Annotated in this window: 19 protein-coding genes and 1 pseudogene; 9 read left to right on the top strand and 11 right to left on the bottom strand. The window is 61.8% G+C overall.

Annotated elements, in window-relative coordinates; genetic code table 11:
• Window positions 1-41: 41 nt before the first annotated feature.
• The 7 genes from pip (at window position 42) to FW796_RS15355 (ending at window position 8,964) form a co-directional block, all read left to right on the top strand.
• Window positions 42-1,013, top strand: a complete 972-nt coding sequence (pip, locus tag FW796_RS15385) for a prolyl aminopeptidase (RefSeq protein WP_346634445.1) — start codon at window positions 42-44, stop codon at window positions 1,011-1,013.
• The gene (gene dtd / locus FW796_RS15380; RefSeq protein ID WP_346634446.1) at window positions 1,010-1,447 is read left to right on the top strand and encodes a D-aminoacyl-tRNA deacylase; all 438 of its coding nucleotides are present in this window, start codon (window positions 1,010-1,012) and stop codon (window positions 1,445-1,447) included. The genes pip and dtd overlap by 4 nt, the downstream gene beginning before the upstream one ends.
• Window positions 1,448-1,723: 276 nt before the next feature.
• Window positions 1,724-3,544: a glucan biosynthesis protein G gene (locus tag FW796_RS15375; RefSeq protein ID WP_346634447.1), complete on the top strand. Its 1,821-nt coding sequence runs from the start codon at window positions 1,724-1,726 to the stop codon at window positions 3,542-3,544.
• On the top strand, window positions 3,537-6,107 hold the full coding sequence (gene mdoH, locus FW796_RS15370; protein WP_446439527.1) for a glucans biosynthesis glucosyltransferase MdoH: 2,571 nt from the start codon (window positions 3,537-3,539) through the stop codon (window positions 6,105-6,107). The genes FW796_RS15375 and mdoH overlap by 8 nt, the downstream gene beginning before the upstream one ends.
• A 224-nt stretch (window positions 6,108-6,331) precedes the next feature.
• On the top strand, window positions 6,332-7,129 hold the full coding sequence (locus FW796_RS15365) for a transporter substrate-binding domain-containing protein (RefSeq protein WP_015633853.1): 798 nt from the start codon (window positions 6,332-6,334) through the stop codon (window positions 7,127-7,129).
• A gap of 145 nt (window positions 7,130-7,274) precedes the next feature.
• Window positions 7,275-8,237 carry an amino acid ABC transporter permease gene (locus FW796_RS15360; protein WP_346634449.1) on the top strand — a complete coding sequence of 321 codons (963 nt, stop codon included), beginning with the start codon at window positions 7,275-7,277 and terminating at the stop codon, window positions 8,235-8,237.
• Window positions 8,230-8,964, top strand: coding sequence for an amino acid ABC transporter ATP-binding protein (locus FW796_RS15355; RefSeq protein WP_446439526.1), 735 nt, complete (start codon window positions 8,230-8,232; stop codon window positions 8,962-8,964). The genes FW796_RS15360 and FW796_RS15355 overlap by 8 nt, the downstream gene beginning before the upstream one ends.
• 55 nt (window positions 8,965-9,019) lie before the next feature.
• Here the strand turns inward: FW796_RS15355 and FW796_RS15350 are convergent, their stop codons facing one another.
• The 11 genes and pseudogenes from FW796_RS15350 to ubiE form a co-directional block, all read right to left on the bottom strand.
• Window positions 9,020-9,733 carry a methyl-accepting chemotaxis protein gene (locus FW796_RS15350; RefSeq protein WP_370511284.1) on the bottom strand — a complete coding sequence of 238 codons (714 nt, stop codon included), beginning with the start codon at window positions 9,731-9,733 and terminating at the stop codon, window positions 9,020-9,022.
• 144 nt (window positions 9,734-9,877) lie between these two features.
• Window positions 9,878-10,936: pseudogene (locus FW796_RS15345) on the bottom strand (methyl-accepting chemotaxis protein); the annotation flags it as partial.
• A gap of 123 nt (window positions 10,937-11,059) precedes the next feature.
• Window positions 11,060-11,767, bottom strand: coding sequence for a 16S rRNA (uracil(1498)-N(3))-methyltransferase (locus tag FW796_RS15340; protein ID WP_123724104.1), 708 nt, complete (start codon window positions 11,765-11,767; stop codon window positions 11,060-11,062).
• A complete protein-coding gene (gene tatC / locus FW796_RS15335; RefSeq protein WP_123724103.1) occupies window positions 11,764-12,558 on the bottom strand; it encodes a twin-arginine translocase subunit TatC in 795 nt (264 codons plus the stop codon). The genes FW796_RS15340 and tatC overlap by 4 nt, the downstream gene beginning before the upstream one ends.
• The gene (tatB, locus tag FW796_RS15330; protein WP_346634452.1) at window positions 12,555-12,995 is read right to left on the bottom strand and encodes a Sec-independent protein translocase protein TatB; all 441 of its coding nucleotides are present in this window, start codon (window positions 12,993-12,995) and stop codon (window positions 12,555-12,557) included. Before tatB ends, tatC begins: the two co-directional genes overlap by 4 nt.
• 10 nt (window positions 12,996-13,005) lie before the next feature.
• Complete coding sequence (locus FW796_RS15325; RefSeq protein ID WP_011058797.1) at window positions 13,006-13,287, bottom strand: twin-arginine translocase TatA/TatE family subunit; 282 nt, start codon at window positions 13,285-13,287, stop codon at window positions 13,006-13,008.
• Window positions 13,288-13,312: 25 nt separating this feature from the next.
• Entirely contained in the window at window positions 13,313-13,645 is a 333-nt protein-coding gene (locus FW796_RS15320) for a phosphoribosyl-ATP diphosphatase (RefSeq protein WP_011058798.1), read from the bottom strand.
• Window position 13,646: 1 nt separating this feature from the next.
• On the bottom strand, window positions 13,647-14,039 hold the full coding sequence (gene hisI / locus FW796_RS15315; protein ID WP_011058799.1) for a phosphoribosyl-AMP cyclohydrolase: 393 nt from the start codon (window positions 14,037-14,039) through the stop codon (window positions 13,647-13,649).
• A gap of 80 nt (window positions 14,040-14,119) precedes the next feature.
• Window positions 14,120-15,724 carry a ubiquinone biosynthesis regulatory protein kinase UbiB gene (gene ubiB / locus FW796_RS15310; protein ID WP_346634453.1) on the bottom strand — a complete coding sequence of 535 codons (1,605 nt, stop codon included), beginning with the start codon at window positions 15,722-15,724 and terminating at the stop codon, window positions 14,120-14,122.
• Window positions 15,721-16,344: a ubiquinone biosynthesis accessory factor UbiJ gene (locus FW796_RS15305; RefSeq protein WP_404938092.1), complete on the bottom strand. Its 624-nt coding sequence runs from the start codon at window positions 16,342-16,344 to the stop codon at window positions 15,721-15,723. The genes ubiB and FW796_RS15305 overlap by 4 nt, the downstream gene beginning before the upstream one ends.
• Window positions 16,344-17,114 (bottom strand): bifunctional demethylmenaquinone methyltransferase/2-methoxy-6-polyprenyl-1,4-benzoquinol methylase UbiE, encoded by a 771-nt coding sequence (gene ubiE / locus FW796_RS15300; RefSeq protein ID WP_011058802.1) that lies wholly within the window; start codon window positions 17,112-17,114, stop codon window positions 16,344-16,346. Before ubiE ends, FW796_RS15305 begins: the two co-directional genes overlap by 1 nt.
• 155 nt (window positions 17,115-17,269) lie before the next feature.
• On the opposite strand from ubiE, the gene FW796_RS15295 reads away from it, so the two are divergent.
• On the top strand, window positions 17,270-17,545 hold the full coding sequence (locus FW796_RS15295; RefSeq protein WP_346634455.1) for a polyhydroxyalkanoic acid system family protein: 276 nt from the start codon (window positions 17,270-17,272) through the stop codon (window positions 17,543-17,545).
• Between the two features lie 198 nt (window positions 17,546-17,743).
• Complete coding sequence (locus FW796_RS15290) at window positions 17,744-18,166, top strand: phasin family protein (protein ID WP_102862787.1); 423 nt, start codon at window positions 17,744-17,746, stop codon at window positions 18,164-18,166.
• The last annotated feature ends 1 nt before the right edge of the window (window position 18,167 follow it).

The following is an 18,167-nucleotide window of genomic DNA, read 5'->3' as shown; positions in this document are numbered from 1 at the left end:
AAGTCCCACCAGGGATGAACCCGACCTCCACGGAGCGCGTAATGCAGACTTTGTACCCGCAGATCAAACCCTATGCCCGGCACGATCTGGCCGTCGACAAGCCCCATGTGCTGTATGTCGACGAAAGTGGTTCACCGGAAGGTTTGCCGGTGGTGTTCATTCACGGTGGTCCGGGCGCGGGCTGTGATGGGGCGAGTCGCTGCTATTTCGACCCGAACCTGTACCGCATCGTCACCTTCGACCAGCGCGGTTGCGGACGTTCCACCCCCCACGCCAGTCTGGAAAACAACACCACCTGGGACCTAGTGGCGGACCTGGAGCGGATTCGCCAGCACCTGGGCATCGACAAATGGGTGCTGTTCGGCGGCTCCTGGGGTTCGACTCTGGCCCTGGCCTATGCCCAGGCCCACCCGGATCGAGTGCTGGGCCTGATCGTGCGGGGCATCTTCCTGGCCCGTCCCCAGGAAATCCAGTGGTACTACCAGTGCGGCGCCAGCCGTCTGTTCCCGGATTACTGGCAGGACTATGTGGCGCCGATTCCCCTGGAGGAGCGGCATGACCTGGTCAGCGCCTTCCACAAGCGCCTGACCGGCAATGACCAGATCGCCCAGATGCATGCCGCCAAGGCCTGGTCGGGTTGGGAAGGGCGCACCGCGACCCTGCGTCCGAACCCGCTGGTGGTGGACCGCTTCTCCGAGCCGCAGCGGGCGCTGTCGATTGCCCGGATCGAATGCCATTACTTCATCAACAACGCTTTCCTCGAACCCGACCAACTGATCCGCGACATGGGCAAGATCGCCCATCTGCCCGGGGTCATCATCCACGGTCGCTACGACGTGATCTGCCCCCTGGACAACGCCTGGGAGCTGCATCAGGCCTGGCCCAACAGCGAGTTGCAGGTGATTCGCGATGCGGGTCATGCCGCCTCCGAACCGGGCATCACCGACGCCCTGGTACGAGCCACTGATCAGATGGCTCGCCGCCTACTCGACCTGCCGCCTGAAGAAGCATGAAGGGGCTGTTGCAGCGCGTAACCGGCGCGCGGGTTGAAGTGGCCGGGGAAATAGTCGGTGCGGTGGACCAGGGTTTGCTGGTGCTGGTGGCGGTGGAGCCCGAGGACACTCGGGCCAGCGCCGACAAACTCCTGCATAAGCTGCTTAACTATCGGGTGTTCAGCGATGCTGAAGGCAAGATGAACCTGTCCCTGACGGATGTGCAGGGCGGGCTGCTGCTGGTGTCGCAGTTCACCTTGGCGGCAGACACCAAAAGCGGGTTGCGTCCGAGCTTTTCCACGGCTGCGCCACCTGCACTCGGTGAGGAGCTTTTTGACTACCTGATAGCGAAGGCGCAACAGTTGCATAGCAAAGTGGCATCAGGGCGTTTTGGCGCGGACATGCAGGTGCATCTGGTCAATGATGGCCCGGTAACCTTCCTGTTACAGACCTGAAAGCGCCTGAAACATCTTTTTCCACCGATTTGGGCCGGAAACTGCTGTTTTTCGCGATAAATACTTTGTTACCCCTGATGCGTTGTAACGCGGGCTACTAGATAATCGCGCGCTACGGGGATCAGCGTTCGTTGGTCCATTTTGACTTTAGTAGAGACTTGTCCACGGCCGCTTGGGGAATCATTTAGCCCCATCGGAGTCGGAACAATGCTCGCCAACCTGGCATATAGATAGCTGGCCGTTGGTTTTTTGATCTGTTTTCGGCGAGGGTTGCTCGTGATTGTTAGTCCCTGTAATGCACCAAACTTGTTTGCCAAACGGTTACGAAACGCACTGGTGACGGGCTCTGCGCTGGTCTGCCTGTTCGGCGCCGGTCAACTCATGGCATTCAATCTGGATGATGTGTCGGCCAAGGCCAAGGACTTGGCCGGGCAGAAGTACGAGGCCCCGCGCAGTAACCTGCCGAACGAATTCCGTGAGATGAAGTTTGCGGATTACCAGAAAATCCGCTTCCTCAGCGAAAAAGCCGAATGGGCCGATCAGAAGACCCCATTCAAGCTGTCGTTCTATCACCAGGGCATGCACTTCGACACGCCGGTGAAGATCAACGAGATCAGCGCCAACACCGTATCCGAGATCAAGTACGACCCGAATCGCTTCGATTTCGGCGACGTCAAGTTCGATCCCAAGGCCACCGAAAAGCTCGGCTATGCCGGTTTCCGTGTGCTGTACCCGATCAACAAGGCTGATAAGCAAGACGAGATCATGACCATGCTGGGCGCGAGCTACTTCCGCGTCGTCGGCAAAGGCCACACTTATGGCCTGTCCGCCCGTGGTCTGGCGATCGACACCGCCCTGCCGTCCGGCGAAGAGTTCCCGCGCTTCAGCGAGTTCTGGATCCAACAGCCCAAACCAACCGACAAGCATCTGGTGATCTACGCCCTGCTGGATTCGCCACGGGCCACTGGCGCCTACCGCCTGACCCTGCGTCCGGGCGCCGACACCATTGTCGACGTCAAGGCTCGGGTGTTCCTGCGTGACAAGGTCGGCAAGCTGGGCCTGGCCCCGCTGACCAGCATGTACCTGTTCGGCGCCAACCAGCCGTCAAAAGTCCTCAACTACCGTCGCGAGCTGCACGACTCCAGCGGTCTGTCGATCCATGCCGGCAACGGCGAATGGATCTGGCGTCCCCTGAACAACCCGAAACACCTGGCCGTGAGCAACTTCTCGGTAGAGAACCCGCGTGGTTTCGGCCTGCTGCAGCGTGGCCGTGACTTCAGCCACTACGAAGACCTCGATGACCGCTACGACAAGCGCCCAAGCGCCTGGATCGAGCCCAAGGGCGACTGGGGCAAAGGTACCGTCGATCTGGTAGAGATCCCGACTGCGGACGAAACCAACGACAACATCGTGGCGTTCTGGAACCCGGAAAAGCAGCCTGAGCCAGGCCAGCCGCTGGATTATGCCTACCGCCTGCACTGGACCATCGACGAAGCCGCCCTGCATTCCCCCGACAGCGCCTGGGTGCAACAGACCCTGCGCTCCACCGGTGACGTCAAGCAATCCAACCTGATCCGTCAGCCTGATGGCAGCGTTGCCTACCTGGTGGACTTCGAAGGCCCATCCCTGGCGGCATTGCCGGAAAGCGCCGAAGTTCGCAGCCAGGTGAGTGTTGGCGACAACGCCGAGCTGGTGGAAAACAGCGTTCGCTACAACCCGGAAACCAAAGGCTGGCGCCTGACCCTGCGGATGAAGATCAAGGATGCGAGCAAGGCCACCGAGATGCGTGCCGCGCTGGTGCGCAACATCCCGGTAGCCGAGCCGGTCAAGGCTTCGACCCCTAACTCCAACTCCTCCGTTGCCAAGGCCGACAAGATCGCCGCCAAGCAACAGGAGAAGAAGGAGAAGGAAGCCGCTGCGGCAGCGGCCAAGCAGACTGAAGCCAAGCCGGCCAAAGACGCCAAGAATGCCAAGGACAAGGACCACAAAGACGCCAAGCAGCCTGCTGCCGAGGCGGCCCCAGCCACACCGGAACCGGTTAAAACTGAACAAGTCCTGACCGAGACCTGGAGCTACCAGTTGCCTGCCGATGAGTAACTCTCAACTACAGCCAGAGTCTCTTGCCGAGTACCTGGCGCACTTGCCGATGTCGGACCAGCAGCGCGCGGAACTCGCGGGCTGCCAGTCTTTCAGCGAACTGCACCAACGTTTGTCGTCAACGACCTTCGACGCTCCAACCGATGCCGCCCAGGTATCGGTGGGCCAGCGCCTGTCCTTGAGCACCGCCGCGGAACTCGAAGAAGCGGAAATGCTTGCGGTCGACGCCGAAGGCCGGGTCTGCCTCAAGGCCACGCCGCCGATCCGCCGCACCAAGGTGGTACCGGAGCCGTGGCGCACCAATATCCTGGTGCGTGGCTGGCGGCGACTGACCGGGCGCACCAACCCGCCCGCGCCGCCGAAGGACGAACGTGTGCTGCCGGCTGCGCGCTGGCGCACCGTGGGTTCGATCCGTCGCTACATCCTGCTGGTGCTGATGCTCGGCCAGACCATCGTCGCCGGCTGGTACATGAAAGGCATCATGCCGTACCAAGGCTGGTCCTTCGTCGACCTGGAAGAGGTCCTGCACCAGCCGCTGATGCAGACCGCGACCCAAGTGCTGCCCTATGCCCTGCAAACCAGCATCCTGATTCTTTTCGGCATCCTCTTCTGCTGGGTCTCGGCGGGTTTCTGGACTGCGTTGATGGGCTTCCTGGAGCTGTTGACTGGTCACGACAAGTACCGCATCTCCGGGGCCAGCGCCGGTAACGAGCCGATTCCCAAGGACGCACGTACCGCACTGGTGATGCCGATCTGCAACGAAGACGTGCCCCGGGTGTTTGCCGGTCTGCGGGCGACCTTCGAGTCGGTAGCGGCCACCGGTGACCTGGACCGCTTCGATTTCTTCGTGCTCAGCGACAGTAACGACAGTGATATCTGCGTGGCCGAGCAGCAGGCCTGGCTGGATGTCTGCCGGGAAGCCAAGGGCTTCGGCAAGATTTTCTACCGCCGTCGCCGTCGCCGTGTGAAGCGCAAGAGCGGCAACCTCGACGACTTCTGCCGTCGTTGGGGCGGTGACTACAAGTACATGGTGGTGCTCGACGCCGACAGCGTGATGAGCGGCGAATGCCTGACCAGCCTGGTGCGCTTGATGGAAGCCACGCCGGACGCGGGGATCATCCAGACCGCGCCACGGGCGTCGGGCATGGACACCCTGTATGCGCGCATGCAGCAGTTCGCCACCCGAGTCTACGGCCCGCTGTTCACCGCCGGCCTGCACTTCTGGCAGTTGGGTGAGTCCCACTACTGGGGCCACAACGCGATCATCCGCATGAAGCCGTTCATCGAGCACTGCGCCCTGGCGCCATTGCCCGGTAAAGGCGCCTTCGCCGGTGCGATCCTGTCCCACGACTTCGTCGAAGCCGCGCTGATGCGCCGTGCCGGCTGGGGCGTGTGGATTGCCTACGACCTGCCGGGCAGCTACGAAGAGCTGCCGCCTAACCTGCTGGACGAACTCAAACGTGACCGTCGCTGGTGCCACGGCAACCTGATGAACTTCCGCCTGTTCCTGGTCAAGGGCATGCACCCGGTGCACCGTGCGGTGTTCCTCACCGGGGTGATGTCCTACCTTTCGGCACCGCTGTGGTTCTTCTTCCTGGTGCTGTCCACGGCTCTGCTGGCGGTCAATACCCTGATGGAGCCGCAGTACTTCCTCGAACCACGGCAGCTGTATCCGCTGTGGCCGCAGTGGCACCCGGACAAGGCCATCGCGCTGTTCTCCACGACTATCGTGCTGCTGTTCCTGCCGAAGTTGTTGAGCATCATCCTGATCTGGGCCAAGGGCGCGAAAGAGTTCGGCGGCAAGTTCAAGGTGACCCTGTCGATGCTCCTGGAGATGCTGTTCTCCATGCTGCTGGCGCCGGTGCGGATGATTTTCCACACCCGTTTCGTGCTGGCTGCATTCCTCGGCTGGGCCGCGACCTGGAACTCGCCACAACGTGACGACGACTCCACGCCGTGGAGTGAAGCCGTGCGCCGCCACGGTCCGCAGACCCTGCTGGGCTTCTGCTGGGCCCTGCTGGTGATCTGGCTGAACCCCAGCTTCCTCTGGTGGCTGGTGCCGATTGTCGGTTCTCTGATGCTGTCGATCCCGGTGTCGGTGATCTCCAGTCGTGTCGGTCTGGGCCTGAAGTCCCGTGACGAGAGTCTGTTCCTGATTCCCGAGGAATACGCTCCGCCCCAGGCGCTGCTGGCCACCGACCAGTACACCCACGAGAACCGCTGGCATGCGCTCAACGACGGCTTTGTCCGAGCCGTGGTGGACCCGCAGCAGAACGCTCTGGCCTATGCCCTGGCCACATCCCGCCACACCCAGGCCGAGCCGATCGAATGGCTGCGCCAGGAGCGGGTGCGGCATGCACTGAAAGTCGGCCCGGCGGCCCTGAACAACAGCGAGCGCCTGGCGCTGTTGAGCGATCCGGTGGCCCTGGGGCGCCTGCACCAGCAAGTCTGGAGCGAGGGTCACAGCGATTGGCTGGACGCCTGGCGCCAGTCGGTGGATGCTGACCCCCATGCGCCGCTGCTGCCCTTGCAGCCGCTGATGGCGGCGCCGCAACCGGCCTGAAGCCAACGCCCTTGAGCCTCCACTCAAGGGCGTTTTGCTTTCTGCTGCCAATAGCCCCGCATCCCCCCTTGTAACAACAAAAATCCTTGTGCAAACGGCCGAGTGCGTTAGCATCGCTCCCGCAAATTTCTGTGCGTGATCGACAACGGCTTGATATCCGAAGATTTTCATTCCAGGCCCGCGGCGCGCAGACACCACAATAAAATGGCTTCAGGGGACTTGAGATGAAGAAGTATCTTTCGCTGCTGCTGGCAGGCGCCGCCGCCATGCTGGCGGTCACTACCGCCCAGGCCGGCGCCATCGATGACGCGGTCAAGCGCGGTACGCTGAAAGTCGGCATGGACCCGACCTACATGCCGTTCGAAATGACCAACAAGCGTGGCGAAATCATCGGTTTCGAAGTCGATCTGCTCAAGGCCATGGCCAAGTCCATGGGGGTCAAGCTGGAGATGGTTTCCACTGGCTACGACGGCATCATCCCAGCCCTGCTCACCGACAAGTTCGACATGATCGGCAGCGGCATGACCCTGACCCAGGAACGCAACCTGCGCCTGAATTTCAGCGAACCCTTCATCGTGGTCGGCCAGACGCTGCTGATCCGTAAGGATCTGGAAGGCACCATCAAGTCCTACAAGGACCTGAACAGCGCCGACTACCGCATCACCTCCAAGCTGGGCACCACCGGGGAAATGGTCGCCAAGAAGCTGATTGCCAAGGCCAAGTACCACGGCTACGACAATGAGCAGGAAGCGGTGCTGGACGTGGTCAACGGCAAAGCCGACGCCTTTATCTACGACGCCCCGTACAACGTGGTGGCGGTGAACAAGGTGGGTAATGGCAAACTGGTGTTCCTCGACAAGCCGTTCACCTATGAGCCTCTGGCCTTCGGCCTGAAGAAGGGTGACTACGACAGCATCAACTTCATCAACAACTTCCTGCACCAGATCCACGAAGACGGCACCTACGATCGCATCCATGACAAGTGGTTCAAGAGCACCGAGTGGCTCAAGGACATGGAATAGGCGTCAGGCAACTGATTGGCGGTTGATCGCGAGCAAGCTCGCTCCTACAGGGCGTACAGCGTTTTTGTAGGAGCGAGCTTGCTCGCGATGATGCCCGCCCGAGCTCTGCCGAACCTCCCCGCTGCAAACCGCTGGAACCTGCAAAGTGAACAAACAGAAGAAAGCCCAATGGCCCTGGCACGTATTGACCGTGCTGGTGCTGATCGGCCTGGCCGGCGCCCTGTACTACGCCACCTCGCTGATGTCCTACGAATGGCGCTGGAACCGTGTCCCCCAGTACTTCGCCTACCAGGCCGAAGAATCCCAGCGGGCGGCGGAGATCTCCACCGTCGCCGAGGTTGTGCGCCAGGGCGGCAAGGCTCAAGTCACGCTGCGCGGTGACTCGGGTGCCGAGCAGCATCTGAGTGTCGATGAAAGCAGCCTGCAGGTGGCTAGCGGCGATGACGTGGCCGAAGGCGATGTGATTGGCGTGACCCGGCACTGGGCGGCGGGCCCCCTGTTGTGGGGCTTGTGGACTACCTTGTGGCTGTCGGTGGTGTCTGGGGTGTTGGGCCTGCTCATCGGCCTCGGCACCGGCCTGTGCCGGCTGTCCAGCAACCCGACCCTGCGTGACCTGTCGACGCTCTATGTCGAGCTGGTGCGGGGTACGCCGCTGCTGGTGCAGATCTTCATTTTCTATTTCTTCATCGGCACGGTGCTCAACCTGTCCCGGGAGTTCGCCGGGATCGCCGCGCTGTCGCTGTTCACCGGGGCCTATGTGGCGGAAATCGTCCGTGCCGGGGTGCAGTCCATTACCCGTGGGCAGAACGAGGCTGCCCGCTCGTTGGGGCTCAGCGCCGGCCAGTCGATGCGTCACGTGGTGCTGCCACAGGCGTTCAAACGGGTGTTGCCGCCCCTGGCCGGGCAGTTCATCAGCCTGGTCAAGGACACGTCGCTGGTGTCGGTGATCGCCATCACCGAGCTGCTCAAGAGCGGCCGGGAAGTCATCACCACCTCGTTCTCGCCGTTCGAGATCCTGTTCTGCGTGGCGGGCCTGTATCTGTTGATCAACCTGCCGCTGTCGAAGATGGCCAGTCGGCTTGAGCGGAGGCTCGCGCAAAGTGATTGAAGTTCGCGATCTGGTAAAAGTCTTCGACACCCGCGGCCAGGTGGTGCGTGCGGTGGACAACGTCACCACTCAGGTGGCCAAGGGTGAAGTGCTGGTGGTGATCGGTCCGTCCGGTTCCGGCAAGTCCACCTTTTTGCGTTGCCTCAATGGCCTGGAAGAGTTCGATTCCGGCTCGGTGAGCATCGACGGCCTGCAACTGACCGACCCCAAGACCGATGTGAACGCCTATCGCCGGGAAGTCGGCATGGTGTTCCAGCATTTCAACCTGTTCCCCCACATGACCGTGCTGGAGAACCTCTGCCTGGCGCAGAAAGTGGTGCGCAAGCGTGGCAAGCAGGAGCGCGAGGCCAAGGCCCTGGCGTTGCTGGAAAAGGTCGGCATTGCGCAGAAGGCCAATGAGTTTCCGTCGCGCCTGTCCGGTGGCCAGCAGCAGCGGGTGGCGATCGCCCGGGCATTGGCCATGGAGCCCAAGGTCATGCTGTTCGATGAGCCGACCTCGGCCCTGGACCCGGAAATGGTCGGCGAAGTGCTGGACGTGATGAAGACCCTGGCCCTGGAAGGCATGACCATGGTCTGTGTAACCCACGAAATGGGCTTTGCCCGGGAAGTGGCGGATCGGGTGCTGTTCTTCGATCACGGCAAGCTGCTGGAGGATGCGGCGCCGGATGTGTTCTTCGCGGCGCCGAAAGATCCTCGGGCCCAGGCTTTCCTGCGCCAGGTACTGTGAGGCCTTCGCCGGCTCCTGCATTCCCTTGTAGGAGCCGGCTTGCCAGCGAAGCGATTCAGACCCGGAAGCGCCCCACCAGGCTTTGCAGGTGAATCCCCAACCGCGCCAGTTCGGCGCTGGAGGCCGCGGTTTCTTCGCTGGCCGATGAAGTCTGTTCAGACACATCACGCACATTCAACACGCTGCGGTTGATCTCTTCCGCTACGGCGCTCTGTTGCTCGGCTGCCGCGGCAATCTGCTGGTTCATCGCCTGGATGGCCGACACAGTGCGAGTGATGTTCTCCAGCGACCCCCCGGCCCGGCGGGTCAGTTCGACGCTGCTGTCAGTGAGGCTGCGGCTGGTGTCCAGGGTGCTGGCTACTTGCTGTGTGCCGCTTTGCAGGCCGACGATCAGCTCGGCGATTTCTTCGGTGGATTGCTGGGTGCGCTGTGCCAGGCTGCGCACTTCGTCCGCAACCACGGCGAAACCACGCCCGGCTTCACCGGCACGTGCCGCTTCGATGGCGGCGTTGAGGGCCAACAGATTGGTCTGCTGGGCCACCGACTTGATCACATCCAGCACGCTGCCGATCTTGTCGCTTTCCTGCTTGAGGTGGCCCATGGCTTCGGTGGAGTGGCCCACCTCGCTGGCCAGACGCTCGATCTGGGCAATGGCTTCGTTCACCACGCGATCACCCTCGCGGGCCTGCTGATCGGCGGCTACAGCGGCCTCTGAGGCTTCTTCGGCATTGCGCGCGACTTCCTGCACTGTGGCGGCCATTTCGTTCATGGCCGTGGCTACCTGATCGGTTTCCACCTTCTGGCTGTTGACCCCGGCGCTGGTCTGCTCGGTGACGGCCGACAATTGTTCGGCGGCGCTGGCGATCTGGGTCACGCCGTCGCTGATGCCGCCGATCAGTTCCCGCAAGCCGAGGGTCATGCGCTGCATGGCTTTCTGCAGTTGGCCAAGCTCGTCGCGGCGATCCACCGCCAGGTTCTGGCTGAGATCGCCGGCTGCCACGCGTTCGGCGGCCTTGAGGGTCTGCTGCAGCGGTTGGATGATCTGCCGGGTGATGGCCCAGGCGGCAATCAGACCAAACACCAAGGCCAGTACTGTGGCGATCAGCAGGGTGCTTTTGGCCTGGCTGGCATCGCTGTCACGCTTGGCGGTCTGTGCGCTAGTCAATTGGTTGCTCAGGTCCATCAGTCGGTCGCCTTGGGCGGCCATGCGCTTGAGCGCGGCAGCACTGGCCTCTTCGGCGTCGCTGAAGCCGCTGACGGCCGCTCGGTAGGCTTTGAGCGAGTCGCTGGCTTGCTGCAGGTTGGCAATGTGCTGCTCCGGCAGGTGGGTCGGTAGGCTGGTGAGGTGGTTCAGCGCGTTATCGATGGCATCCAGGGCCGGTTGCTTGGCTTCCGGTTTGGCGCTGTAGGTGTAGCCACGCACCTGGAAGCGTGCCTGCTGGATCAGTTTGGAGAGGTCGATGACGCTGTTGAACTGAGCCACGCTGTCGCCTTGCAGCAGCGATTTCTCGACCTCGGCCACCCGGGCCACGGCATTGTCGGCACTGGCGCCGAGCTGGGCCCGGGCAGCCTCGCGGCTGGCGGTGGCACGGGTCATGTCGGCAAAGGCTTTCTGGTATTCGGCCACGGCGCTCAGTTGCTGGTCCAGCATGGCGATGCTTTCAGGTTGCTGCAGTTGCTCACGGGCGGCCCGTAGACCTTCGTCGAGTTGTTTGAGTATGTCGTTGACTGCCGCCGGGCCTTGGTCGCCATGGTGCATCTCGTAGTTGAGACGGGCGATGCGCAGGTCCTTGGTCATGCCATAGAGCGTGGAGATGTTGCCCAGTTTGTCGCCACGGTCGATCACTCGGCCCAGGCCGGTCCAGCCTGTGGCAGTGATCAATAGGGTCAGAAGCAGTACCAGGCCGAAGCCGATACCGAGTTTGCGGCTGACGCTTACATTTCCCAGGTTCCTGGCTAGCCAACGGTACATGCTGCGAACTCCCTTTTAGCAATATGGGCTTAACCATAGGCTATCGGCGGGAGCGGTGGATTCTGTAGGTAGGTGGCGATTTGATATTGCAGGCGAAAGCTCCGGCTGGCACGGAGCCTTTGCTCAAAACAGGCGTGAGAGGAGGGCTGTGACGGCGGTTTCGACCCGCAGGATGCGTTCGCCCAGTTGCACCGGTTGCAGGCCGGCCTTGGCCAACAGATCGATCTCGTAGGGGATCCAGCCACCTTCGGGGCCGATGGCCAGGGTTACCGGTTCATCCAGGCCGCGAGGGCAGGGTGGGTACTGGCCGGGGTGACCCACCAGTCCCAGGGTGCCTGCGCTAAGGGCCGGCAGACGATCCTCGACGAAGGGCTTGAAGCGTTTTTCGATGACCACTTCGGGTAGCACGCTGTCGCGAGCCTGTTCCAGGCCGAGAATCAGCTGTTCACGAATGGCCTCGGGTTCCAGGAACGGGGTTTGCCAGAAGCTTTTTTCCACCCGGTAGCTGTTGACCAGCACCAGCCGTGGCACGCCCATGGCGGCGACGGTCTGCAGCACTCGACGAAGCATCTTCGGGCGTGGCAGGGCCAGCACCATGGTTAGCGGCAGCTTGGCCGGTGGTGGCTGGTCCAGGGTGATTTGCAGCTCGGCTTCGGTGGGTTCCAGGCGCAGCACCCGGGCTGAGCCCATCAGCCCGCCGATACGCCCGACCCGCAGGCTGTCGCCCACCGCAACCCGATGCACTTCCTGCATGTGAGTCAGGCGCCGGTCGCGCAGCACCACCAGGTCGGCCGCGATGAAGTCGGCCTCTTCCAGAAGCAGCAGGTTCACGCTTGGGTCGCTGGCGGCTGGTCGTTGTGATCGTCAGCCGGCGCATCGTCCGGGTGGTCGCCGCGCTTGCTGATCAGCCCACCGAACAGCACGCCGATTTCGAACAGCAGCCACATGGGTACGGCCAGCAAGGTCTGGGAGAAGATATCCGGCGGGGTGAGAATCATGCCGACCACAAAGCAGCCGATGATCACGTAAGGCCGGATCTTCCTCAGGTAGGCCACGTTGACCACGCCGATCCATACCAGCAGCACCACAGCCACCGGAATCTCGAAAGCCACGCCGAACGCGAAGAACAGGGTCATGACGAAATCGAGGTAGCTGGTGATGTCGGTCATCATCTCCACGCCGGCCGGAGTGGCGGCAGCGAAGAACTTGAAGATCAGCGGAAACACCAGGAAGTAGGCGAAGGCCATGCCGATGTAGAACAGCAGGATGCTCGACACCAACAGTGGCACCGCGATGCGCTTCTCATGCTTGTACAGCCCGGGTGCGATAAAGCCCCAGATCTGATGCAGGATCACCGGGATCGCCAGGAACAGCGAAACCATCATGGTCAGTTTCAGCGGGGTGAGAAACGGCGAGGCGACGTCGGTGGCGATCATCGTTGCACCCACCGGCAGGTACTCGCGCAGGGGGGTGGAGACGATGGTGTAGATCTGCTGGGTGAAGGCGAACAACCCGGCGAAGATGATGAAGATCGCCGCTACGCAGCGCAGCAGGCGGGTACGCAGCTCGGTGAGGTGCGACACCAGCGGCATGTGTTGGTCGTTCTCTGGGATATCGCTCATGGGGCTCGCGGCGGCAAAGTGGGGTCGTGGGGGGCCGTGGTGACGGGTGTCGCCACCGGGGCCGCAGGCTCGGCAACCGGCGTCGTGGGTAGCGGCGCTTCGCTCACAGGGACCGTTTCAGCTACCGGGGCGGAGCTTGGCGAGTGATTCGTCTGCTCGGCTATCGGTTCGACCGGAGTCGGTTGCTGCTGGGTCGGGGCGAGGATCTTCCGCGCCTCCTGCTCCAGGGACAGAATGTGCTCGTTGTGCAGTTGCCGGCGGATCTCGTCGGCCCCGATTTCACGTTCAACTTCCTGTTTTATCGCGTTGAAGCTGCGCTTCAGGCGCCCGACCCACAGGCCGGCGGTGCGCGCCGCGCCAGGCAGGCGCTCGGGGCCGAGCACCAGCAGGGCCACGAGGCCCACCAGCAGCAGTTCAGAGAAGCTGATACCAAACATTAGTCAGTGCTCACGAGTCTTTGCGGGTCGGCTCTTCGACTTTTTGTGCCTGCACGTCGATGGTGTGCGGCTGGTTCAGCGGTGCGCTTTGCTGCGGCTGAACCGGTGGCACGGGCTGTGCCGCTGGCGGTACTACGGGCTCGGCCGGCTTTTCGTCGTCGTTCATGGCCTTGCGGAAGCCCTTGATCGATTCGCCGACGTCAGTGCCCAGGTTCTTGAGCTTCTTGGTGCCGAATACCAGTACCACGACCACCAGGATGACGATCCAGTGTTTCCAGTCAAAAATGCCCATGCTGCGTTTCCTCTTAGAAAGTTGTTCAGGCGGACGGACGCGAGGCTTTCTCGGCGTGTCCGGACAGACCGAAGCGGCGATCCAGTTCATCGAGCACGGCCTGGGGGTGCTGCCCTAGCTGCGCCAGCATGACCAGGGTATGGAACCACAGGTCTGCGGTTTCATAGATCACATCGCTGCAGTCACCGCTGATGGCGGCGTCCTTGGCGGCGATGATGGTTTCCACCGACTCTTCGCCGACTTTTTCCAGAATCTTGTTCAGGCCCTTGTGATACAGGCTGGCCACATAGGAGCTGTCGGCTGCGGCGTCTTTACGCTCTTCCAGCACTTGGGCCAGACGGGTGAGGGTATCGCTCATGTCAGTGTCCTGCAGAATAAATCGCGTGCGGGTCCTTGAGGACCGGTTCGACGGTTTTCCACTCGCCGTCTTCGTAGACGCGGTAGAAACAGCTGTGGCGGCCGGTGTGACAGGCAATGTCGCCGATCTGCTCGACCATCAGGATGATCACGTCAGCGTCGCAGTCCAGGCGCATTTCATGAAGCTTCTGCACGTGCCCGGACTCTTCGCCCTTGCGCCATAGCTTGCCACGGGAACGTGACCAATAGATGGCGCGATTCTCGGCGGCGGTCAGGCTCAGAGCCTCGCGGTTCATCCAGGCCATCATCAGCACGCGCCCGGTCTTGTGATCCTGGGCGATGGCCGGCACCAGGCCGTCCGCATCCCATTTGATCTGGTCCAGCCAATCTTTCATTTTCGACTCCGACAACCGGGCTCAACCCGCTGGTGACGCCTCGGCGATTTCGACAGTTTGCCAGCAGGTCGCGCCACTGGCTATCGGCGAACGATCAGATACAGACCCACCGCAATCATGATGCCGGCAGGCCAGTGGCCCAGCTCATGCAGCGGACCGCCGGCGGCCAGAACGGCGCCGCCACCCAAATGGGCGGTGCCCAGCAGGCGCAGGAACCAGTCGTCCTTGCGCTTGTGCCAGGGCGCCGGAGGGTCGGCCGCGTGTGGCTGCGACATGCGTTCCAGCAGGTCGCGAGTCATGTTGGCCAGGTGGGGGAGCTGTTCGATCTGGCTGTGGATATTACCGAGCACGGCTTTCGGGCTGACCCGTTCGCGCATCCAGCGTTCGAGGAAGGGTTGCGCGGTGTTCCACAGGTCCAGGTCCGGGTACAGCTGGCGACCCAGGCCTTCAATATTGAGCAGGGTCTTCTGCAACAGCACCAGTTGCGGCTGGACTTCCATATTGAAGCGCCGAGCGGTCTGGAATAGACGCATCAGCACCTGGCCGAAGGAAATATCCTTCAACGGCTTTTCAAAGATCGGTTCGCAGACCGTGCGGATCGCCGCTTCGAATTCGTTGAGTTTGGTTTCCGCGGGGACCCAGCCGGAATCGATGTGCAACTGGGCCACGCGGCGGTAGTCGCGCTTGAAGAAGGCGAACAGGTTGCGTGCCAGGTAGTCCTGGTCTTCCGGGGTCAGGCTGCCGACGATGCCGCAATCGATGGCAATGTACTGCGGGCTCCAGGGCTGCACGGTGCTGACGAAGATGTTGCCCGGGTGCATGTCGGCGTGGAAGAAACTGTCGCGGAACACCTGGGTGAAGAAGATCTCCACACCCCGTTCGGCGAGCATTTTCATGTCGGTGCGCTGGTCGGCCAGGGTCGCCAGGTCAGTGACCTGGATGCCGTAGATGCGCTCCATCACCAGTACTTTCGGCCGGCACCAATCCCAGTAGACCTGGGGTACGTACAGCAGCGGCGAACCTTCGAAGTTGCGCTTGAGCTGGCTGGCGTTGGCCGCCTCGCGCAGCAGGTCGAGTTCGTCGTAGATGGTTTTCTCGTAGTCGCTGACCACATCCACCGGATGCAGCAGGCGGGCGTCGGCCGAAAGCTTTTCCGCGGCCCGGGCGAGGATGAACAGCCATGCCAGGTCCTGGGCGATGATTGGCTTGAGCCCGGGGCGGATCACCTTGACCACCACTTCTTCACCGGTCTTGAGCTTGGCGGCGTGGACCTGGGCTACCGAGGCCGAGGCCAGCGGCTCAATGTCAAAGCGGCTGAACACGTCGCTGATCTTCTTGCCCAGCTGTTCTTCGATCAGGGCCACGGACTTCTGCGAATCGAACGGTGGTACCCGGTCCTGCAGCAGCATCAGTTCGTCGGCGATGTCTTCCGGCAACAGGTCGCGGCGGGTGGAGAGGATCTGCCCGAACTTGATGAAGATCGGTCCCAGGTCCTGCAGTGCAAGGCGCAGCCGGGCACCGCGGCTCAGCTCCAGCGGCTTGCGCGGGAACCAGCGCCAGGGCAAGGCGAAGCGCAGGGCCAGGAGAAACCAGGGCAGGGGCAAGGCGAACAGCAGGTCATCGAGGCGGTAACGGATCACGACGCGCTGGATGCGCAACAGACGGCGGACGGCAAGCAGCTTCATGCGTTATCGCTTGGTTCAAGGGATCGGGAAAGGCGCTCGAAGCGCGCCTCGAGACGTTCCAGGTCGAGTTTGGCCTGATCCAGCTCACGAAAGCGCGCTTCGGCTTCGCGCTGGCCCACCAGGGTGCGTGATTCTTCGGCGAGGAACTCGGCGAGGTTCTGATTCAGGCTGGCAAATCCTTGCTGATACCAGCGGGCGCGGCTGCGCACATGGCCGCTGAACAGTTGGGTGGCCACCGGGCCCAGCCACCGGGACAGTTCGTATTCCCAGTCCAGCTCCAGGTCCTGGAGGATGGCCGCCAGATCCAGCAGCACGCCGCTGTCGCCTTCCAGCTCCACTTCCGGAGCGTGCAGAACCGCAGTCTTGTCCTTGCTCAGGGCCAGGCGCACCAGGCTTGAGGCCGGTGCACGTAGCGTGCAGTCAGGGTCCGCGGCCCATTGGGCGGCCAGTATCAGGCCTTCGTCGCTGGGCAGGATGAATAGCTGCAATGCCGGGTTGCGGCAATCCACGGCGATCACCTTGCCATTGAGGTGCTGCAGGCGCGGCAGGGCCGTGCTGTCCAGACGCAGCACCCGATTGATGCCGGTCTCGACGCTGGCGAGCAGGCCGCTGAGCAGCATCAGGGCTTGATGCCGCGGTGCAGGGCGACGATGCCTGCGGTCATGTTGTGATAGGTCACGCGGTCGAAGCCGGCCTCGACCATCATCGACTTCAGGGTTTCCTGGTTGGGGTGCATGCGGATCGATTCGGCCAGGTAGCGGTAGCTTTCCGAGTCGTTGGTGATCAGCTTGCCGGCCAGGGGCATGAAGGCAAACGAATAGGCGTCGTAGACCTTGGACATCAGCGCATTGGTCGGTTTGGAGAATTCCAGCACCAGCAGCCGGCCGCCGGGCTTGAGCACCCGCAGCATGGAGCGCAGGGCGTCCTCTTTATGGGTAACGTTGCGCAGACCGAAGGCAATGGTGACGCAATCGAAATGGTTGTCCGGGAAAGGCAGCTTTTCCGCATCGGCCTGGACGAATTCGACGTTGCCGGCCACACCCAGGTCCAGCAGGCGATCGCGACCGACCTTGAGCATGGACTCGTTGATGTCGGCCAGTACCACTTGGCCAGTAGGGCCTACCAGGTGGGAGAAGCGCTTGGTCAGGTCGCCAGTGCCGCCGGCGATGTCCAATACGCGATTGCCGGCGCGCACGCCTGACAGCTCGATGGTGAAGCGTTTCCACAAACGGTGCATGCCGCCTGAGAGTACGTCGTTCATCAGGTCGTACTTGGCCGCTACCGAGTGGAATACTTCGGCGACTTTTTCCGCCTTCTGGCTTTCAGGAACGTTCTTGAAGCCGAAGTGCGTGGTGGGTTCGGCATCGCTGCCTTTGCGCTGATCAGTCATATCGCTGTCACCAAAAGAGAATGCGGGACATTCTAATGCCGGTGGCGGTCTTTGTCTTGGCAAGGCTGAATGTAAGATAGCGATCCGCCGGGACGTTTTGACGCACTCAGGGTCAAGATGCTTCAGGCAAGTCCCGAAACAGCAGGAGTCCTTCAATGGCCCGTATTAGTGTTGAACGTGCCCATGGCCTGGGTAAGCAGGTGGCCCGTGAAAAGGCCGACAAACTGGCGCAGAAACTCGCCGATCAGTATGGCCTGGAGCCGCAATGGGCAGGGGATACCCTGAACCTCAAGCGCTCAGGCGTCAAAGGCGCGGTGCATGTGGGCGAAGAGTCGATCCGTATCGATGTGGAGCTGGGGCTGTTGATGTCGGCCATGAGCGGCACCATCAAGTCGGAAATCGAAAAGGCCCTGGACAAGGCCCTGGCCTGAGCCCACCGGTAGGAGCCGGCTTGCCGGCGAATCGCAGGCACTGCAACGGTGCCAGGCAAAGAGCCTTTCCGGCGAGCAGGCTCCTACATGATTTCATGACATTCGTTAGGGTGCCGATTCTAATTTTTCTCTTTAGGTTGTGCCTCAGGTCCTCTTTCCGAGGGCAGTTCCTCAAACCTTCTGAGCGTGAGGTGCACCATGGCCAAAGTAATTCTGAAGAAAAAAGTTGATGTTCAATCGACTGCTCTGAGCGAAGTCAAATCCTATGCCCGCAAGATCTGGCTGGCAGGCCTGGGTGCCTACGCCAAAGTTGGTCAGGAAGGCAGCGACTACTTTCAGGAGCTGATCAAGGCTGGTCAATCCGTTGAAAAGAAAGGCAAAAAAGTTGTCACTGAACAACTTGAAGCTGCCAACAGTCAGATTGATAGCGTTAAAGGGGATGTCAGCACTCTTAAAGGCAAAGTCGAAGTGCAACTGGATAAAGTCGAGAAGGCTTTTGACACGCGCGTCGCCAGTGCCTTGAATCGTATCGGCATTCCGTCTAAACATGACGTTGAGACACTCTCTGCTAAGCTCGATGAGCTGACGGCGTTGCTCGAACGTGTCGCGCGTAAACATTAAG

The organism is Pseudomonas sp. 910_21 (genome assembly GCF_052850735.1).
This window is presented reverse-complemented; position numbering and strand designations above follow the sequence as displayed.

Coding starts and splice junctions, on each gene's coding strand:
- FW796_RS15295 (WP_346634455.1), top strand. CDS start 17,270: ATGGCCCGTATTAGTGTTGAACGTGCCCATGGCCTGGGTAAGCAGGTG.
- FW796_RS15365 (WP_015633853.1), top strand. CDS start 6,332: ATGAAGAAGTATCTTTCGCTGCTGCTGGCAGGCGCCGCCGCCATGCTG.
- pip (WP_346634445.1), top strand. CDS start 42: ATGCAGACTTTGTACCCGCAGATCAAACCCTATGCCCGGCACGATCTG.
- ubiB (WP_346634453.1), bottom strand. CDS start 15,724: ATGAAGCTGCTTGCCGTCCGCCGTCTGTTGCGCATCCAGCGCGTCGTG.
- FW796_RS15350 (WP_370511284.1), bottom strand. CDS start 9,733: ATGAACGAAATGGCCGCCACAGTGCAGGAAGTCGCGCGCAATGCCGAA.
- FW796_RS15290 (WP_102862787.1), top strand. CDS start 17,744: ATGGCCAAAGTAATTCTGAAGAAAAAAGTTGATGTTCAATCGACTGCT.
- tatC (WP_123724103.1), bottom strand. CDS start 12,558: ATGAGCGATATCCCAGAGAACGACCAACACATGCCGCTGGTGTCGCAC.
- mdoH (WP_446439527.1), top strand. CDS start 3,537: ATGAGTAACTCTCAACTACAGCCAGAGTCTCTTGCCGAGTACCTGGCG.
- FW796_RS15305 (WP_404938092.1), bottom strand. CDS start 16,344: ATGCTGCTCAGCGGCCTGCTCGCCAGCGTCGAGACCGGCATCAATCGG.
- dtd (WP_346634446.1), top strand. CDS start 1,010: ATGAAGGGGCTGTTGCAGCGCGTAACCGGCGCGCGGGTTGAAGTGGCC.
- FW796_RS15320 (WP_011058798.1), bottom strand. CDS start 13,645: ATGAGCGATACCCTCACCCGTCTGGCCCAAGTGCTGGAAGAGCGTAAA.
- FW796_RS15325 (WP_011058797.1), bottom strand. CDS start 13,287: ATGGGCATTTTTGACTGGAAACACTGGATCGTCATCCTGGTGGTCGTG.
- hisI (WP_011058799.1), bottom strand. CDS start 14,039: ATGAAAGATTGGCTGGACCAGATCAAATGGGATGCGGACGGCCTGGTG.
- ubiE (WP_011058802.1), bottom strand. CDS start 17,114: ATGACTGATCAGCGCAAAGGCAGCGATGCCGAACCCACCACGCACTTC.
- tatB (WP_346634452.1), bottom strand. CDS start 12,995: ATGTTTGGTATCAGCTTCTCTGAACTGCTGCTGGTGGGCCTCGTGGCC.